Here is a 16,563-nt window from a genome sequence, read left to right as displayed (position 1 = left end):
TATCGCCCGTAGCGGTCTAGTAACCTTCGGTGATGCGCCAGAGTTCGCTCGTGGTCGTGGCCAACCGTCTTCCCATCGATGACAACGCCGCGCCGGACGGCGCGTCGGAGTGGCGCCGCAGCCCGGGCGGCCTGGCCGGTGCCCTGCACGCGATCCTGCAGAAGGAACCGGCGACCTGGGTGGGCTGGGGTGGCGGCGTCGGCACCGCCCGCGAGCTGCCGGACATCGGATCGCTGCGGCTGCGCGAGATCTCGCTGAGCGAGCCCGAGCTGCACGGCTACTACGAGGGCTTCGCCAACTCCACGCTCTGGCCGCTCTACCACGACGCGGTGACCACGCCGGTCTTCGATCGCGGCTGGTGGGAGACCTATCGCGCGGTGAACCGCCGGTTCGCCGAGGCCGCCGCGGAGGTGGCCGAGCCGGGCGCCGCGATCTGGGTGCAGGACTACCACCTGCAGCTGGTGCCCCGGATCCTGCGCGACCTGCGCCCGGACGTGTTGATCGGCTTCTTCCTGCACGTGCCGTTCCCGCCGCCCGAGTTGTTCATGCAGCTCCCCCGCCGGACCGAGCTGCTGGACGGGATGCTCGGCGCCGACCTCGTCGGTTTCCAGCGCCCGCAGGCCGCGCACAACGTGGCCCAGCTCGCGGCGAAACTGCTCGGCGCGCACGGCGAGGACGACGCGATCAAGCTGGACGGCCGGACGGTCCGGACCGGCGCGTTCCCGGTGTCGATCGACGTGGCCGAGATGCGGGTGCTGTCCGCCCGGCCGTACGTCGTGAACCAGGCCAAGCAGCTGCGCCACGATCTAGGCGCGCACAAGAAAGTGCTGGTCAGCGTCGACCGGCTGGATTACACGAAGGGCATCGAGCACCGCCTCACGGCGTACAGTGAACTGCTGCGCGACGGCCTGGTGAAGGTGCGCGACGCGGTGCTGGTGCAGGTCACCGTGCCGAGCCGCGAGCACATGGAGTCCTATCAGGGCCTGCGCGAGCGGATCGAGCGCGAGGTCGGGCGGATCAACGGCGAGTACGGACGCGTGGGCGAGCCGGCGATCCACTATCTGAACCAGCCGTTCGGCCGGGCCGATCTGACCGCGCTCTACCAGGCCGCCGACGTCATGGTGGTGACCCCGCTGCGGGACGGGATGAACCTGGTGGCCAAGGAGTTCGTGGCGGCCCGCCGGGACGACACCGGCGCGCTGGTGCTCAGCGAATTCGCCGGGGCCGCCGACGAGCTGACCGACGCGTTCCTGGTCAACCCGCACGACGTCGACGGGCTGAAGGACACCCTGCTGCGGGCGATGAGCGCCGACCCGGCCGACCTGGCGGCGCAGATGGCGGCGATGCGCAAATACCTGACCCGGCACGACATCCTGGCCTGGGCCCGCGCCTACCTGTCCGCGCTGGACCGGACCGGCCAGCTGGCCCAGCGCGTGCCCCGGCGATCAGCTCGCCGCCGATAGCTCCTTGGTGAGCCAGTCCAGGATCGCCTCGATCGGATCGGTCCAGGCCGCGTCCAGCATCAGGTCGTGACCCATGCCGGGGAACAGCAAGGGCGCGCCGCCGAGCCGGGCGGCCGTGCGGTCCAGCGACTTACGCGGCACCACCCGATCGTCCGGGCTGCCGATCACCAGCGCCGGCGGGTCACCGACCGGCTTCGGCACCGGTTTGCGCGAGGTCACCAACCGACTGCTTCTCCCGTACGCCTCGACCGGCGCGCCAGCGCTCAGCAGTTGCCGGCGACTCCACCGCAGCCGGCCGCCGAACACCGCCGGAATCGCCCCCAGGGGATTGACCCGCAGCGCCGTCCCCATTGTGGCCCAGCGGTCCAGCACCGGCGCCGCCAGGACGGCCGCACGCGCCGGATAACGGCCGAGCGCGTGCGCGACCACCAGCGCCCCTTCGCCGTGTCCGACCAGGACCACCTGCCGGGGCAGCGAGGCCGCGGTCTGCACCACGTCGTGCACGTGTTCGCGCAGCTTGCCGCCGTCGCGCGGGGTGAGGGCGTAGGCGGCGAACCCGCGTCCGGCGGCGTGCGGCAGCCAGTGCTCGGCGAACGCGGTCGCGCCGTGGCCCGGACCGGGGACGAACAGGACCGGCGGGTTTTCTCCCGCGTCCTCGGGGAGCTTCGCTATCACGTCGCGCTTCACCGGGCGTACGGGATCGGTCCAATCGTCGAAGCGCAGGATGGTCATTTCGAGGTCTCCATCTCGCGCAGCAAGCCCTCGACCGACCGCAGGTAGTTCACGTGATCAACCTCGAACCAGTGCCGCCGGGTATGCACCACTTTGGTCCGGGACCAGCCACCGACCGGCCGGGTGGACTCCTTCTGCTGCACCGCGGCGGCCCGGACCGGGTCGGTCGTGCGCAGCCGCAGCCAGCGGGCGATCGCGACGCTCTGCCAGTGAGCCAGCGGGAACACCCCGGCGTCGCCCTGCAGCAGGCCCACCACCGCGAGCGTCGGATGTTTGCGGGCGAACGCGTGCAGGTGCAGGTCGGGGCGGCCGTCCGCGTCGGTGTCGAGGATCTCCGGGGCCAGGAACTCGAACCGCGCGCGGTAGCCGGTCGCGGTGATCACCAGGTCGGGTTCGACGCGGCGGCCGTCGGCGAGCTCCACCGCGGCGCCGTCGAAGCGGGTCACGTCCGGCACCGCGGTGATCCGGCCGTGCGCCAGGTAGAACGGGAGCTGGCTGTTGACGATCGGGTGCGTCTCATACGGCTTGTGGTCGGGTGCGGGCAGGCCGAAACGGGTCAGGTCGCCGACCGTGAGCCCGACCGTGCGGCGGTACAACCACTGGCGTACCGGCAAGGGCAGACGCAACCGCAGCAAGCGGTCGTTGACCTGGTCGGACGGACGGCCGAAGAGATATTTCGGCGCGTACCAGTAACCACGCCGCGTCGAATGCCACACGGTCGCGGCCTGCTGCGCTGCCTCGACCGCGATGTCACACCCGGTGTTGCCGCCGCCGATCACCAGGACCTTGCGGTTGCGCAGCTGGGCGGTGTCCTGGTACGCGGCGGCATGGATGACCTGGCCCCGGAACTCCCCCGGGATCTCCGGCTTGGCGGGATCCCAGTTGTGCCCGTTGGCGACCACCAGGCCCGCGTACCGCTGGACGCGCTCGGCGCCGCCGCCCGTCGACCGGGTCGTCACGTCCCAGCGCCCGTCGCCGACCGGCACCGCGGAGACGACCTCGGTGCCGAACCAGATGTGCGCGCCGAGTCCGAAATGTTCCGCGTAGCGCTCCAGATAGGACAGCACTTGCGTGTGGTGCGGATAGTCCGGCCAGTCGTCCGGCATCGGAAAATCGGGGAACTCGGTCAGCGGGCGCGACGAGATCAGGTGGGTGCTCGCGTACATCGGGCTGCGGTCGTGCCGCCAGTTCCAGGCGCCGCCGACCGAGGTCTCCCGCTCGTAGCAGTCGACGGCGAAGCCGTGCTCCCGAAGGTTCTTGATCGCGACGAGCCCGCCGGCCCCGGCGCCGATCACACAGATCGCGTCATGCCGGTCCGCGATGTCCGGAGTGTCTTGCACGCGGCGATCCTGCCAGAAGGCGGCGTCACTCGGAAGGGAGGCTCAAGTCAGCGAGAACGGGAAGATGATCACTCCCGCGCCGGGCCAGCTCGGACTCGACAACTTCGTACTTCTCGATGGTGATGTCCGGGCTCACGAACAAGCCGTCGATCAGCCGCGCGGGCAGCGTCGCCGGGAACGTGGGCTGCCCGCCCTGCGACGACACCAGCCCGTCGCCGACCGTCCGCCAGGCGCCGCCACCGGGCCCCTCGTTGAGGTCACCGGCCGCGATCACCGGCCCCTCCAGGGCCGCGAGGGACTCCTTCCACAGCGCCGCCTGAGCGGGCCGCTCGGCCGGATCCGTAGCCAGGTGCGACCCGGAGAGCGTGAAGCTCGCACCGTGCACCGAAGCGCGGGCGAAGACGGCGCCACGCATGTGCCGGCCCGGGGTCAGCGGGTATCGCACGCACCAGGTGTCGTGCACGCGGACCCGCATGTCCACCAGCAGCAGGTTGCCCAGCGCCGGCATGCCGCCGGCCGCGAACAGGAGGCCGGTGTCGTCGGCAAGCGCCGCGCATTTGTGCCGCCAGCGCCACCGGCGCGGGGCCTCCTGCACGATCAGCACGTCCGGGGCGCATTCGCGGATCAGGCTGATCAGGGCCGCCCGGTCGTCCTTCAGCCCGTGGACGTTGTAGCTCATGACCCGCAGCGGCACCCCGGACAAGTTAGGCCCTTCGTCTCGATGCTTCAGAGGCGGCGGGCCAGGTCGGCCGCGCCGACCACTCCCGCCGTATTGCCCATCTCCGCAGCCACCACTTCGGCAACGGGGAAACGGCCACGCTGCTTCAGCTGATCGTGATAAGTCGTGTGGGTCGGGGTCATGAGCAGGTCGCCCGCGTCGACCACGCCACCGCCGACCACGAGAATCTGCGGGTCGAAGCTCTGCGCCAGGTCGGCCATCGCGACGCCGAGCCAGTAGCCGATCTGCGAGAACGCGTCCCGGGCCACGCCGTCGCCGGCCCGCGCCGCCTCGGTGACCTGCCGGCCGCTGATCTTCAGCGGGTCGCCGCCGGCCAGTTCGAGCAGCTGCTTGGCCCGCTCCGGCTCCTGCCGCGCCCCCGCCCGGGCGAACCGGACCAGCGCGTTCCCGCTCGCGTACTGCTCCAGGCAGCCGAGCCGCCCGCACCCGCAGGGATGCCCGTCCGGCACCGACTGGATGTGCCCGAGCTCCGCGGCGATGCCGTTGGCCCCGCGCCACAGCTTGCCGTTCAGAACAATGCCGCCGCCGATACCGGTACCCACGGTGATCAGCAGCATCGAGTCGTCGGCGTGCTTGGCGACACCGAACCGGAACTCGGCCCAGGCCGCGACGTTCGCGTCGTTCTCCAGCACGGTCGGCAGGCCGACCGCCTTGCTCACGTAGTCGCGCAGCGGCTCGTCGCGCCAGGCCAGGTTCGGCGCGAACAGCACGGTCGAGGCGGCCGCGTCGATCCACGCCGCGGCGCCGATGCCGATCGCGGTGGCCTCCGGATGCTTCTCGGCGAGCTCGGCCGCGACCTCGACGATCGTGTCGCGGGTGCCGGCCGGATCCTCGGCGGGGGTGCTCCGCCGGTTCGTAGTCACGATGGTGCCGCGCTCGTCGACCACCCCACCGGCAACTTTCGTGCCGCCGACGTCGACTCCGATGGTCAGCGTCACGCTGCCCCGTCCCCTCTTGCTGCCTAGCTCAGATCGCCCGCACCGTCGCGGTCATCATGATCCACGTCCGGCTTTCGCTCAAGGTCGGCGGCGGTGGCCGCCGCCCACACATCAAACCTTTGAGGTGTACGCCCCGGCGGTGCCACCTCCGGCGTGGTGTTCTGCACGACATCGGTGTCCGGCTCGCGCTTCGCCTGGGCCGCCTCGCGCGCCGCCTTGGCCTGGGCGGCGGCCTCCCGCACCCGGCGGGCGGCCTCGGCGGCGGCGTCCGCGGCGGCCTTGGCGGCGGCGCGGCGCTCGGCTCGAACGGCCTCGGCGGACGCGGCGCTGGCGGCGCCCCAGGGGTCGGACTCGGGATCGGGGGCCGGGCCGTTGGTCGCGGCCGCCCACGCCTCGTCGGCGTTGTTGACATCGTCGCGGCCGGTGTCGCCGCGGTCTTTCCGGGTGGCCGCCGACCATGCCTCGTCCGGGCTCGGACGTTGCGACGCCGGTTTCGCCGGCGGGGCCGGTCGCTCGCCGCTGATCGCCGATAAGGCGCGCATCATGCTCGCCACGCCGTGGGCCAGATCGCCGGCCCCGACCGCGAGCTTCGCCGCCGTGTCCGGGCTGGGATCGCGCATGGCGGAGATCGCGCGGCAAATCGGGCAGACGCAGCACTCGGCGCTGCCGGTCGCCCAGCTGCCGCCGGATCCCTGCCCGAACGCCGCGCCGGCCACCTTGCCCACCAGGTCGCCGAGCGCGCCCAGGCCATCATTGCCTTTTCCGGCGCCGGTGCTCGCCATCGCGAGGACCGCCGCGACCAGGCGCTCGGCTTCCTCTCGCGCGGAGGAGGGCATGTCTTTCCTCGTTCCTCAGTTCGCCGGCAGGCTCTCGACGCGGCGCTTGAGCTGCTTGAGCGCCGTATCCATGATCATCTTCTCGGCCTTGCGCCGGAACATGCCCAGCATGCCGATGGAGAGCTCCACCTCGAGCGTGTACGTCACCGTGGTCGTGCCGTCGACGTCCTCGGTCAAATCGTACGAGCCGCGCTGCGACTTCTGCGTCTTGGACGGGGCGACCAGCTCCCACTCGATGCGGGACAGGTCGTCGGCATACGCGTACTCGAGCGTGTAATCGTCGACGAGCACCCCGGCGTCGATCACGAAACGAACCTTCGCCGCGTAGCCGTCGTCGTACTCCTCGAGGACCTCCACCTGCTTCATCGCGTCGGCCCATTCCGGGTACCGCGGGAAGTCGCTGATCACCGCGGCAACCCGGTCGAGCGGTGCGATCACCTCGATCGACTGCGTCGACGTATCCGCCATGCACGGAGGCTACCCCGAGCGTCCGACATTCCCGGCGACCGGGCCGCCTCCGGACCGCGCCGGATTGAGCATGGGCGGCTACCATCCGTCAGGTGCCGATGCTGTCCAGCTTTTCCGGGCGTGTCCAGCCGCTCGCCATCGCGGCGCGCGTGGTCATGCTCGCGCTGGTGGCTGCCCTCACGCTGATCGCCACCGAGGATCCCGCGCAGCTGCGCTGGATCGCGTTGCTCGCGGTCGCCGCGCTGCCCGCCTTCTTCGCGCCCGATCACCGGGTGCTCGCCCCGCTCGGCCGCTTCGCCGAGGTCGCCGTCACCGGCCTGGCCGCCGGCTCGGTCGCCGCGGCCAGCAACGCGAGCGGCACATTGGACGCCGGCTTCGGCGCCGAGGTCGTCCTTCCCTATCTGGCCGTGCCGCTGCTGACCGCGGCCCTGCGGCGGCGGCCCACCGAGGGCGCGGCGCTGCTCGGCGTCGCGGCCGTCGCCCTGGTGGTGGGTGGCTCGATCACCAACGGCGACGACGGCCCGATGATCACCGAGCCCGGCTTCCTCGCGGCCGGCGGCCAGTGGCTGGTGCTCGGCGCGATCATCACGTTCGCGGCCGACACCATGCGCCAGTTCATGCAGCCCGCCGAGCAGACCCCCCAGCCGTACGCGGAAGCGACCCGCCTGCTGACCCAGCTGCGCAGCGTGGCCCGTTCCCTGCCGGGCGCGACCCTGGATCCGGGCGGCATCTCGGAGCACCTGCTGGAGGAGTTGCGGCTGGTCACGCCGTCCGACCGGGCGGCCGTGCTGTCGGCCAGCGGTGGCGGCCGGCTCGTCGTGCTGGCGCAGACCGGTGTCGAGCGGGTCGACTGGGAGACGACACTGGACGCCGACTCCGCAATCGCCGACGCCTGGGCGACCCAGCAGCCCCAGACCGCGAGCCGCTCACAGGCCCGGTCGACCCGCCGAGGCGACACGTCTTCGCTGGTCGTCCCGCTGGTTGCGGGCGTACGCACGATCGGTCTGGTGATCCTGGAATCGGACGTCGCCAACGCGTACCCGCAATCGGTGGTCTCCGAGGTCACCTGGGTGACCGAACCGGCTGCCCTGCGGCTGGAGGCCGCGCTTCTCTTCGACGACGTGCGCTCGCTGGCCACCAATGAGGAACGCCAGCGGCTGGCCCGGGAGATCCACGACGGTGTCGCGCAAGAGCTCGTCATGGTCGGCTACGGCATCGACAACGCTCAGGCCACCCTGCCGGAGGGCGCCGAGGAAACCGCCGAGGAGCTGCGTACGCTGCGTGCCGAGGTCACCCGGGTGATCACGGAACTGCGGCTGAGCCTGTTCGAGCTGCGCTCCGAGGTCGACCGCAACGGGGGTCTGGCCGCGGCGATCGCGGAGTACGCGCGTACGTTGGGCACCTCGGCCGGGCTCCGGGTGCACTTTACCTTCGACGAGTCGACGGCGCGGCTACCCGCCGCGACGGAGGCCGAATTGCTGCGCATCGCTCAAGAGGCGATCACTAACGCGCGCAAGCACGCGGGAGCCTCTAACCTGTGGGTTACCTGCACCGTCGACCCGCCGTACGCCGAGATCGAGGTCTCCGACGACGGCAAAGGCTTCGCCGACGACCGCCCGGACGGTCGCTACGGCTTGACCATCATGAGAGAACGCGCCGAACGGATCCGGGGCCGTCTGAAGATCACGCCACGACACCCCAGCGGGACAACTGTGGCTGTAGTACTCGGATCTCCGGCCAGGCGCGATAGCGTGCGGGATAGCGTTTCCGCTCCAGAAGGGGAGTAACCCGAGCATGTCGACCAGTCCTGCGCCGACGACGCGCACCAAGGTCCTCCTTGTCGACGATCACGACCTGATTCGTAAGGGGCTGCGACACGCATTCGAGCGCGACCGGCAGTTCGAGGTCGTGGGCGAGGCGGCCACCGCCGCGGAGGCGGTGCGCCAGGCCGGGGCGCTCCAGCCGGACGTCGTGATCATGGACCTGCGCCTGCCCGACGGCAGCGGTCTCGAGGCCACCAAGGCCCTCCGGAAGAACAACGCCAACATGGGCATCGTCGTCCTCACCATGTACGCCGGTGACGACCAGCTGTTCGGTGCGCTCGAGGCGGGTGCGAGCGCGTTCGTGCCGAAGACGGCTCCGGCGGACGAGGTCGTCGCGGCCGCCCGGCACGCCGCCTCCGCGCCCAGCGCGTTCACCGCGGCCGACCTCGCCGAGGCGATGAAGCGCCGCCTCGCGCCGAGTGGCCCGCAGCTCTCCCCGCGCGAGGGCCAGGTGCTGCGCCTGCTGGCCGACGGCATGAGCGTCGCCGGCATCGCGAAGCAGCTGTTCGTCTCCGAGTCGACGGCGAAGACGCACATCTCGAAGCTGTACGAGAAGCTGGGCGCGGCCAACCGCGCACAGGCACTGATGACGGCGCTGCGGCTGGGTCTGCTCGAGGCCCCGGACGCCCCCAAGTTCTGAGGCAGCAACAACAGGCGCCCGGCCCAAAGCTGGGCGCCTCGCTCAGTGTTCCGACCCGCGCCCGCCCGATTTTTCGGTCTTTATGCGGTTTTTCGTGCCTGCAGCCGGCGGATCGCGAGGTAGGCCTCGCAGCCCAGGCACAGCCCGAACGCCGCGTTCAGGAATGCCGCCAGCAGGCCGAACGCCGCGAACACCACGCCCAGCGTGGTCACCTCGGCGAGGTATCCCACGCTTGCCACGGCGAGGAAGCAAAATCCGACAAACTGCGCAAAGCGCACGGGTGCGGCCGCCTCACGCTGGGTCGTCGGGCCCATCCTCGGCAGGACAAAAGCGCGATAAAGGTACGAATAAGGCCCGCGCCGGGGATCCAGCGCCGTGATCGCGAAGACCACCGTCTGCGCCAGCGCCAGCCAGCCCCAGCCGGTCGCCAGCACCACGATCAACACGACGGTGGTCAGCGTCGCGGCGAACCGCGGGCCCCGGGGATCGAGTTCCATGCGCGCAGCCTATTCGAGAGATGTCAATACTTTGCGAAGCAGGACGTTGAGCTGCACCAACTCGTCTCTCGATAACGCGCTCATCAGCTGCTTGTCGCGCTCGATGCCCTCGAACACGTACTTGTTCCACGCCTCGCGCCCCGCCGCGGTCGGCCGGATCAGCACCTGACGCCGGTCGTGCGGATCCACCTCGCGCGTCACCAGCCCGGCCGCGGCGAGCCGGTCCAGGCGACTGGTCATCGCCGCCCGGGTCACGTGCGTGGCGTCGGCGAGCTGCGCCGGCGTCGCCTCGACCGGATGCGGCTGAACCATCAGCGCGTGCAGCGTCTTGTAGTCCTCGAGCGTGAAGTCCTCGCTCGCCGCGAACGCCGCCACATCCGCGCGCCGCGACCACTTCATGATGTCGTGTATCCGGACCAGCGCCCCCTCGACCTCAGGGTCGAACGCCGGGTCGTCCCTCCAGAACGCCGCCCACCGGGTCACATGCCGATCCACACTGTCCACGACGCCATTGTGCCACCGATCTGATTATTAGGTTGCGAATAGTTAGACGCTGAACTAGCGTACGCAATCATGCTCTCCGATTTCCGCCTGCTCGCCGCCGGTCAGACCCTGTCCTGGGTGGGCAATGGTTTCCAGACCGTCGCGCTGGCCGTCGCCGTGGTCACCTCGGGTGGCGGCGCCGGCGACCTGGGCCTGGTCATGGCGTGTTCGATCATCGCGATGCTGGCCGGAACGCTGTTCGGCGGCGTCTGGGCGGACCGTCTCCAGCCCCAGCACGTCATGATCGGCTCCGACGTGGTCCGCCTGCTGGCCGCCGCGTCGATGGCCGCGATGTTCGCCGCCGGCGGGTACCACCTTCCGCTGCTGGCGGGTCTGGCCGCGGTCTCGTCGGCGGCCGGCAGCTTCTTCAACCCGGCGTTCACCGCGCTGCGTCCGCTGCTCATCCCGATCGACCGGCGGCAGCAGGCCAACGCGACGCTCAGCATGCTGCAGACCGGCAGCTCGGTGCTGGGTCCGGCGCTCGGCGGGCTCATCGTCGGCGCCTGGGGCGCGCCGGCCGGCTTCGCCGTCAACGCCGCGAGCTTCCTGGCCTCGACGATCGCTTGCGCTCTTTTGCACGTACGCGCCGAGCGAGGCCCCCGCAACCCGATGCTCAAGGAGCTGGCCGCGGGCTGGCGCGAGGTCACCAGCCGCCGGTGGCTGCTGGCCGGGCTGCTGGGCGCGACCGGTTACCACATCGCCAACGGCGTCATCCTGGTGTTGGTGCAGGTCATCGCCGTGACGAAGCTGGGCGGCGCCCCCTCGGCCGGCTTCATCGCGTCCGCCGAGGGCCTGGGCGGCATGCTGGGCGCGATCGTCGCCATGCGCGTACGGCCCAAATTCCCGCTCCGCGCCGGCTGGCTGACCCTGCTGCTGATGCCGCTGTGGGCTTTGGCGTACGTCTGGCCCGCCGAGCTGACCGCGGTCCTGATCGGCGCCGTGATCGGCTACGCCGGCCTGATCTTCTTCGACGTCGCGTGGGAGACCGCCATCCAGGACGGCGTCCCGCAAACTTCCTTGGGCCGGGTCGCGTCCTGGGACACGCTGGCGTCCTTCATCGCGATGCCCATCGGAAACGCCCTGGCCGGCCCGTTGTCCTCGGCCTTCGGCGTCAACCCGGTCCTGGTCGTGTGCGCCCTGGTGCTGGCCGCGGCGGCGCTCTCCCAGCTGCTGATCCCCGCCGTCCGCACGTTGACCCGGGCAGCCGCAGCCCCGAGCCAGCCCAACCTGCCAGTCCCGGCCTGACCGCGGGCGGCTGCCCTCCCAGCGTTCCGAGCGCGAACGGCGAGTAGGCACGGTCGGCGGCCGCGGCAGGCGCAACGGCCGCGGCAGGCGCAACGGCCGCGGCAGGCGCAGCGCCCGCGGCAGGCGCAGCGCCCGCGGCAGGCGCAGCGCCCGTGGCAGGCGCAACCGCCGGTGCCCCGATGCCGCCCATCAGCGACCGCCACCCGCGCATATCCGACATGTCTATGGAAAAGGCCAAGGCGACTCGGCGGTCTGACCACCGCAGCGCGGCGACGCGTCCAATATTCGGGACAGGCGCCCATTCATTGGAATCGGTGGCCGCATCGTGGATCCGCGTCCCGCGATGCGGGATGGCGGTCCACTGTGGATGAATCTTTCGTCCGCATACGCGGCTTTTGCCAGGCGCGATTTCCTGCCTCAATGTGAACCTTGGAGAGTTCGGGTCCAAATATGGGCGCAACTCTCCAAGGTTCACGAATACCCACGATGCGGTTGCAGATTTCCACATAGTGGGACAACTACCGAGCCCGGGCAGCGGATCACCACGCTTGCCTTGGCGCACCAGGTGATAGGCGCAACCGGCGGCACCCAGGCACTCCGCACCCGCGCCGCGATGGCCACCCAGCCCGCCACACCCTCGGCGCAACCGGCGGCACCCAGGCACTCCGCACCCGCGCCGCCATGGCCACCCAGCCCGCCACACCCTCGGCGCAACCGGCGACACCGGCACTCCCGGGCACTTACGCCGCCGTGTCCGCCACACCCGGCGCTCGTAGGCACATGCGCCGCCGCGGCCGCACAGCGCGCGAACGGTCCAGAGCCGCAGCAATCTACTCGCCGCCGGGCTGATCGACACCGGCCCGCAGCGGCGAAGGCCTCCCGGGTCCCGCCCCACACCCTCCCGGGATGGTGGTTGCGGGCGGCAAGCGTCAGTTCAGCGCGGGGCCAGCAGGATCTCGCCGAGCACGGCGATGAGCTGCGGCTTTGACGGGACACCCGTGGCGCGCTTCACCACGCGGCCGTCGGCGTCCAGGACGAGCAGCGTGGGTGTGCGCCAGATTTCCAGCTCGCGCACCGCGTCGAGATGGCTCTCGGCGTCCACTTCGACGTGCCGCACGCCGGACAGCAGGTTGGCGACCTCGGAGCTCACCCGGCGCACCGAGCGGCAGGGCGTGCAGAACGCCGACGAGAACTGCAGCAACGTCGCCTGCGCCGGTCCGACGCCCAGCGACTCCAGCAGCTCCGGCGCCAGCGTCTCCCCCGCCGCCGCGCGCTCGCGCTCGCGCTCGACATCCTCAATCACGCCCGGTTCCTCCATCCGGTCAGCCACGACCGTCCCGCCATCCCGCCCACCAACGCCGCGACCGGCAACCTCGCCGCCGGCAACGGCCCGACCGGCAACCTCGCCGCCGGCAACGGCCCGGTCGGCAGCCTCGCCGCCGGCAACGGCCCGGTCGGCAGCCTCGCCGCCGGCAACGGCCCGGTCGGCAGCCTCGCCGCCCGCAACGCGCGCACCGTCGCGGCCCGCACCGCCTTGGCGGGGCACCTTTCGCGCGTCGCGCAGCCGGCCGTCGGTTCGCCGGCGCCACAAACCCGCCGCGCAGCCCGCGAGAAGAACGACGACGGCGACGATGACACCCACCCGATCCATCCGTCCCCTCCCCTCGCAAACAAACGAACAAACAAGCAACACCACTGTGGCACGGGATCCGGACGGCGACGACTACGCGGACTGATACGCGCTCGCCTGCAACGTGAACAGCTGCGCGTAGATGCCGCCCACCGCCATCAGCGACTCATGATCGCCCTGCTCGACGACCGTCCCGTGATCCAGCACGTAGATCCGGTCCGCCTCCCGCACGCTCGCCATCCGATGGGTGATCAGCACGACCGTGCGCCCCGCCGCGAGCTCCCGCAGCCGCTGATAGACAGCGTGCTCGGCCCGCGCATCAAGGTTCGCCGTCGGTTCGTCGCAGATCAGCAGCGGCGCGTCGCGATAGAACGACCGGCTCACCGCGAGCCGCTGCCACTGCCCGCCGGACAGGTCGGCACCGTCGGTGAAGTGCCGGGACAGCAACGTCTCGTACTGTCGCGCCAGTTCCATCACAAATTCGTGCGCGTCGCCCGCCCGCGCCGCGGCCTGCACCTCGGGCATCCCGGTCACCCGCTGATGGCGGCCGATCGTGATGTTGAGCCGCGCGGACAGCGGCCACCGGGTCGGCTCCTGCATGACCACGGCGACCCGCTCCCGGACGGAATCGGGGTCGAACGAGGTCGCATCCGCCTCGTCCCACCGGATCGTGCCGTGCTGCGGGCGATGCAACCCGGCGAGCAGCGTCGCCAGCGTCGACTTGCCGGATCCGTTCTCCCCCACCAGCGCGATCACCTCGCCGCGACGCAGGGTCATGTCCACGTCCCGTACGGCCGGTTGCTGTGCATCGGGATAGCTGAATGTCACACCACGCAGCGTGATCTCGGTGAAGTGACGCGGCGCCTTCCCGCCCGGCGCCGGTTCGGCCCGCTCCTGCGACAGCTCGCAGAATCCCTGGAAGTCCGAGAAGTACAACCCCTGCTCGAAGAGCCGGTTGGCGGTCAGCGCCATCTCCCGCAGCTTGCCGATGCCGATGCTGACCGCGTACGCCGCCGCCCCGCCCGCGGCCAGCTCCATGCGCCCGGTCCAGAGAAGCCAGAGCAGGACCGTGTACGTGACACCGGTCGCCCCCGCACTCAAAACCGTGCCGACCAGGGTCGTCCGCACCTGGCGAGTCGTCACCCGGATCTCCTCGTTGGTCGAGATCGTCAGCAACCGGCGGATCTCGTCCAGCAGGAACGACCGCAACGTGAACGCGCGCAGTTCCGCGGCCGGCTCACGGGCCGCGAGCAGCTCGGCGAGCATGCGCTGACGCCGCCACACCGCGATGAGCCGCAGCATGCGCCGATGGTTGAGCCGCGCCGACCGCACGGCCGCCCACGCGATCGGCACGACGGACAGCACGAGCAGCGGCAGCAGCACCGGATGCAGCACCGCGAGCACACCCGCCGCCGCGATGAGCCCGACCACGTTGGTGGTCAGCTCGATGGCGCGGTTCACCAGTTGCTCCGCGGCCGAGATCCCGCGGTCGCGGGCCCGTTCCATCGCGTCGCGCCAGTCCGCGTTGTCGAACGTGGACAGATCGACCCGCGTGGTGAGCGCCAGCAGCCGCATCTCGGCCGCCTGAAAGACCTTGGGCGCCAGCCGCCCGTTGGCCGCCGCCGCGGCCGAGGCGAGCCCGCCCCGTAACGCCGCTGCTCCGACCAGCAGAAGCAGCGAAGGGATCGCGGCCCGTACGCGCTCCGGGGTGGGCGCCTCGGTGAGGAGCCCGTTGAACACCCCGACCACGCTGATCATCCCGACCGCGCTGGCGACGCCGCCGAACACCTGGAACACGACGACCGCGGCCGTGGTCCGGCGGCTGGCGCGCCAGGCGAGCAGCCACGCGTCCCGCAACAGCCGCGGCAGCCGGCGCAACATCCGGAAGAAGGAGGTGTTGGCGGCTTCCTCGGTGCTGGTCAGCCAGTACGGAAGGGCGAGCTCTCCGTCCTCGAACTCGGCCTGCACGCCCTCGTCGGCCGTCTGATCCTTACGCGCCGCGGGGGCAGGTTCTTCCTCTGTGGACGAGGGGGCGTCCGGCATCGGAGACTCCGTCTCGGGTTTGCCTCGGCGAGGGCTCCGCGTCCACGGCTGGGCGCGCGACGCTCGGACGGCGCGGGCACGGCGCGCCGGAAGCTCTCCCTTTTTCCTACGCCTCTGGACCCGGTTCGTCTGTCGGGTTCAGGCGCCTCGGCCGTTCATTCATGCCGTCGCGCGGACGTACGATCGGACGCGGGCCGACCGCCGACATCGGGGACTCAGATGACCTCGGACCGCGATGCACCGTTCGCTCGGGCGCTCCGCAGGCTCCGGGGCGAGCGTGCGATGTCCGTCCGCGCGCTGGCCGATCGCGCGCGCTACGGCAAGACGTACATCAGCGAATTGGAATTGGGTCAGAAACCGCCGACCGAGGCGGTCGCGCGGCGCCTCGACGACGTTCTCGACACCGGCGGCGAGCTGGCCCGGATGATCGCGCGGACCGACGCCGAGGAGTCCCCGCCCCGGCAGGCGGACCGGGCCGAACCGCTGGGCGACCGCGACATCGAGCGGCTCCGCGACACCATCCGCCACCTCGTCGCGCTGGACACGCTGCACGGTTCGGAGGGGCTGGCCGGCAGCGCGTCGCGGACGTTCCGGGGCACGCGCGACCGGCTGGGCGTCGCCGGTGTCCGCCCGCACCAGCGCGACGACCTGCTGGTCACGCTGGCCGAACTGGGTGAGGTCGCCGCGTGGCTGGCGTTCGACAGCGAACATCAGGACGCCAGCCGCCGGATCGCCACCGAGGCGGTCCTGCTCGCCCAGGCCGCGGGCGACACGAGCATGGTCCGCTTCCTGATGAACCACCTGTCGATGCAGGCCGTCTACCTGGGCCGGCCCGCCGAGGCGCTGGACCTGGCCGGCCGGGTCCTGGCCGACGACCCGCACTCGCCGCGGGTCACCGGGATGATGCGGGTCCGCCGGGCGCGTGCGCTGGCCCAGCTCGGCGACCCGATCGACGCGCTGCGCGAGCTGAAACTGGCGCAGCGCGGTTTCGACAAGGGCGTCGGCCCGGACGATCCCTCGTGGACGTGGTGGTGGCACGCGGCCGAGTTCGCACGGCACGAGACCCACATCCGGCGCGCCGACGGTGACGTGCACGGCGCGGTGGCCACGTCGGAGCGGGCGGTGCTGAGCCTGCCCACCGCACAGGGCCGTGACCAGGCGGTCTTCCGGGCGGACCTGCTCTGTGACCTGGTTGAGGCGCATGCCTGGCACGACGCCGACCGGGTGGCGCAAGACCTGGCCCGGGTCGCCGCCGGGGTGGGTTCGGCGCGCGTGCACCGCACGATCCAGCGGGCCGAGCGGCGGGGCGTGCGCAACCGGGCGCCCCGGTGGCTGCTCGACGCCATCCAGGAGGCGGCCGCCGCGGCCGACCCCGCGGCGTAGGCCGGTGTCCGCAGGTTTTGCGGACGGCCGGGGTCCGTTGCGGACACGGTTGCGGACGCCGTCCCCCTGAACGATCGGTAAACGCCGCCCCACCATGGAAAGCCGGAAGGCGGCAGGCCGTCCCCCGGCTCCGTCGCACCCCGGAGATCCCCTGCCGCCTTCCCCGCACAGAACGGGAGCAGGGTCATGCGGCGGCCAATCCGGTGCTTATCGAAAATGCGGGCGAGACGCCGCGCCGCGATC

The 16,563-nt window shown here is 71.3% G+C and carries 15 protein-coding genes; 5 read left to right on the top strand and 10 right to left on the bottom strand.

From position 1 onward, the window contains the following. Positions 1-32: 32 nt before the first annotated feature. Complete coding sequence (locus tag HH310_RS18160) at positions 33-1,463, top strand: trehalose-6-phosphate synthase (RefSeq protein WP_169176743.1); 1,431 nt, start codon at positions 33-35, stop codon at positions 1,461-1,463. On the opposite strand, the gene HH310_RS18155 is transcribed toward HH310_RS18160, so the two are convergent. From HH310_RS18155 to HH310_RS18130, 6 genes are read right to left on the bottom strand one after another with little or no spacing between them, the layout of a single operon-like run. Further along, on the bottom strand, positions 1,446-2,195 hold the full coding sequence (locus HH310_RS18155) for an alpha/beta hydrolase (protein ID WP_169176742.1): 750 nt from the start codon (positions 2,193-2,195) through the stop codon (positions 1,446-1,448). The two genes, HH310_RS18160 and HH310_RS18155, sit on opposite strands and share 18 nt — an antisense overlap. Further along, entirely contained in the window at positions 2,192-3,535 is a 1,344-nt protein-coding gene (locus tag HH310_RS18150; protein ID WP_169176741.1) for an NAD(P)/FAD-dependent oxidoreductase, read from the bottom strand. The genes HH310_RS18155 and HH310_RS18150 overlap by 4 nt, the downstream gene beginning before the upstream one ends. 25 nt (positions 3,536-3,560) lie before the next feature. Then, positions 3,561-4,214 carry an endonuclease/exonuclease/phosphatase family protein gene (locus HH310_RS18145; protein WP_169176781.1) on the bottom strand — a complete coding sequence of 218 codons (654 nt, stop codon included), beginning with the start codon at positions 4,212-4,214 and terminating at the stop codon, positions 3,561-3,563. Positions 4,215-4,261: 47 nt separating this feature from the next. Continuing rightward, positions 4,262-5,212: an ROK family glucokinase gene (locus tag HH310_RS18140; RefSeq protein WP_169176740.1), complete on the bottom strand. Its 951-nt coding sequence runs from the start codon at positions 5,210-5,212 to the stop codon at positions 4,262-4,264. Between the two features lie 23 nt (positions 5,213-5,235). Next, positions 5,236-6,048, bottom strand: a complete 813-nt coding sequence (locus HH310_RS18135) for a hypothetical protein (RefSeq protein WP_248294106.1) — start codon at positions 6,046-6,048, stop codon at positions 5,236-5,238. A 15-nt stretch (positions 6,049-6,063) separates the two neighbouring features. Next, on the bottom strand, positions 6,064-6,516 hold the full coding sequence (locus HH310_RS18130; protein WP_169176739.1) for an SRPBCC family protein: 453 nt from the start codon (positions 6,514-6,516) through the stop codon (positions 6,064-6,066). Between the two features lie 92 nt (positions 6,517-6,608). On the opposite strand from HH310_RS18130, the gene HH310_RS18125 reads away from it, so the two are divergent. Beyond that, complete coding sequence (locus HH310_RS18125; protein WP_396027525.1) at positions 6,609-8,303, top strand: GAF domain-containing sensor histidine kinase; 1,695 nt, start codon at positions 6,609-6,611, stop codon at positions 8,301-8,303. Between the two features lie 7 nt (positions 8,304-8,310). Continuing rightward, a complete protein-coding gene (locus HH310_RS18120) occupies positions 8,311-8,979 on the top strand; it encodes a response regulator (protein ID WP_020512124.1) in 669 nt (222 codons plus the stop codon). Positions 8,980-9,059: 80 nt separating this feature from the next. Here HH310_RS18120 and HH310_RS18115 read toward each other — a convergent pair whose 3' ends face one another. Next, the gene (locus HH310_RS18115; protein ID WP_169176738.1) at positions 9,060-9,476 is read right to left on the bottom strand and encodes a DUF4395 domain-containing protein; all 417 of its coding nucleotides are present in this window, start codon (positions 9,474-9,476) and stop codon (positions 9,060-9,062) included. A gap of 9 nt (positions 9,477-9,485) precedes the next feature. Beyond that, positions 9,486-9,980 carry a MarR family transcriptional regulator gene (locus tag HH310_RS18110; RefSeq protein ID WP_169176737.1) on the bottom strand — a complete coding sequence of 165 codons (495 nt, stop codon included), beginning with the start codon at positions 9,978-9,980 and terminating at the stop codon, positions 9,486-9,488. Between the two features lie 69 nt (positions 9,981-10,049). Between HH310_RS18110 and HH310_RS18105 the strand changes: the two genes are divergently transcribed. Further along, complete coding sequence (locus tag HH310_RS18105) at positions 10,050-11,264, top strand: MFS transporter (protein ID WP_169176736.1); 1,215 nt, start codon at positions 10,050-10,052, stop codon at positions 11,262-11,264. Between the two features lie 934 nt (positions 11,265-12,198). On the opposite strand, the gene HH310_RS45385 is transcribed toward HH310_RS18105, so the two are convergent. Together HH310_RS45385 and HH310_RS18095 are read right to left on the bottom strand one after the other, a co-directional pair. Next, the gene (locus tag HH310_RS45385; protein WP_312034173.1) at positions 12,199-12,906 is read right to left on the bottom strand and encodes a thioredoxin family protein; all 708 of its coding nucleotides are present in this window, start codon (positions 12,904-12,906) and stop codon (positions 12,199-12,201) included. Between the two features lie 81 nt (positions 12,907-12,987). Then, positions 12,988-14,937, bottom strand: coding sequence for an ABC transporter ATP-binding protein (locus tag HH310_RS18095; protein WP_169176735.1), 1,950 nt, complete (start codon positions 14,935-14,937; stop codon positions 12,988-12,990). Between the two features lie 219 nt (positions 14,938-15,156). Between HH310_RS18095 and HH310_RS18090 the strand changes: the two genes are divergently transcribed. Next, positions 15,157-16,320, top strand: a complete 1,164-nt coding sequence (locus tag HH310_RS18090) for a helix-turn-helix transcriptional regulator (protein WP_282438482.1) — start codon at positions 15,157-15,159, stop codon at positions 16,318-16,320. The last annotated feature ends 243 nt before the right edge of the window (positions 16,321-16,563 follow it).

Origin of the sequence: Actinoplanes sp. TBRC 11911 (genome assembly GCF_012933445.1) — a bacterium.
In the GTDB taxonomy this organism is placed as follows: domain Bacteria; phylum Actinomycetota; class Actinomycetes; order Mycobacteriales; family Micromonosporaceae; genus Actinoplanes.
The sequence above is the reverse complement of the archived record's forward strand: the minus strand, read 5'-3'. Positions and strand labels throughout refer to the sequence as shown.

Bases quoted from the DNA above. Each gene is read 5' to 3' on its own strand.
- HH310_RS18160 (WP_169176743.1), top strand. From the start codon at position 33: ATGCGCCAGAGTTCGCTCGTGGTCGTGGCCAACCGTCTTCCCATCGAT.
- HH310_RS18130 (WP_169176739.1), bottom strand. From the start codon at position 6,516: ATGGCGGATACGTCGACGCAGTCGATCGAGGTGATCGCACCGCTCGAC.
- HH310_RS18090 (WP_282438482.1), top strand. From the start codon at position 15,157: ATGACCTCGGACCGCGATGCACCGTTCGCTCGGGCGCTCCGCAGGCTC.
- HH310_RS18155 (WP_169176742.1), bottom strand. From the start codon at position 2,195: ATGACCATCCTGCGCTTCGACGATTGGACCGATCCCGTACGCCCGGTG.
- HH310_RS18115 (WP_169176738.1), bottom strand. From the start codon at position 9,476: ATGGAACTCGATCCCCGGGGCCCGCGGTTCGCCGCGACGCTGACCACC.
- HH310_RS18135 (WP_248294106.1), bottom strand. From the start codon at position 6,048: ATGCCCTCCTCCGCGCGAGAGGAAGCCGAGCGCCTGGTCGCGGCGGTC.
- HH310_RS18145 (WP_169176781.1), bottom strand. From the start codon at position 4,214: ATGAGCTACAACGTCCACGGGCTGAAGGACGACCGGGCGGCCCTGATC.
- HH310_RS18105 (WP_169176736.1), top strand. From the start codon at position 10,050: ATGCTCTCCGATTTCCGCCTGCTCGCCGCCGGTCAGACCCTGTCCTGG.
- HH310_RS18095 (WP_169176735.1), bottom strand. From the start codon at position 14,937: ATGCCGGACGCCCCCTCGTCCACAGAGGAAGAACCTGCCCCCGCGGCG.
- HH310_RS18120 (WP_020512124.1), top strand. From the start codon at position 8,311: ATGTCGACCAGTCCTGCGCCGACGACGCGCACCAAGGTCCTCCTTGTC.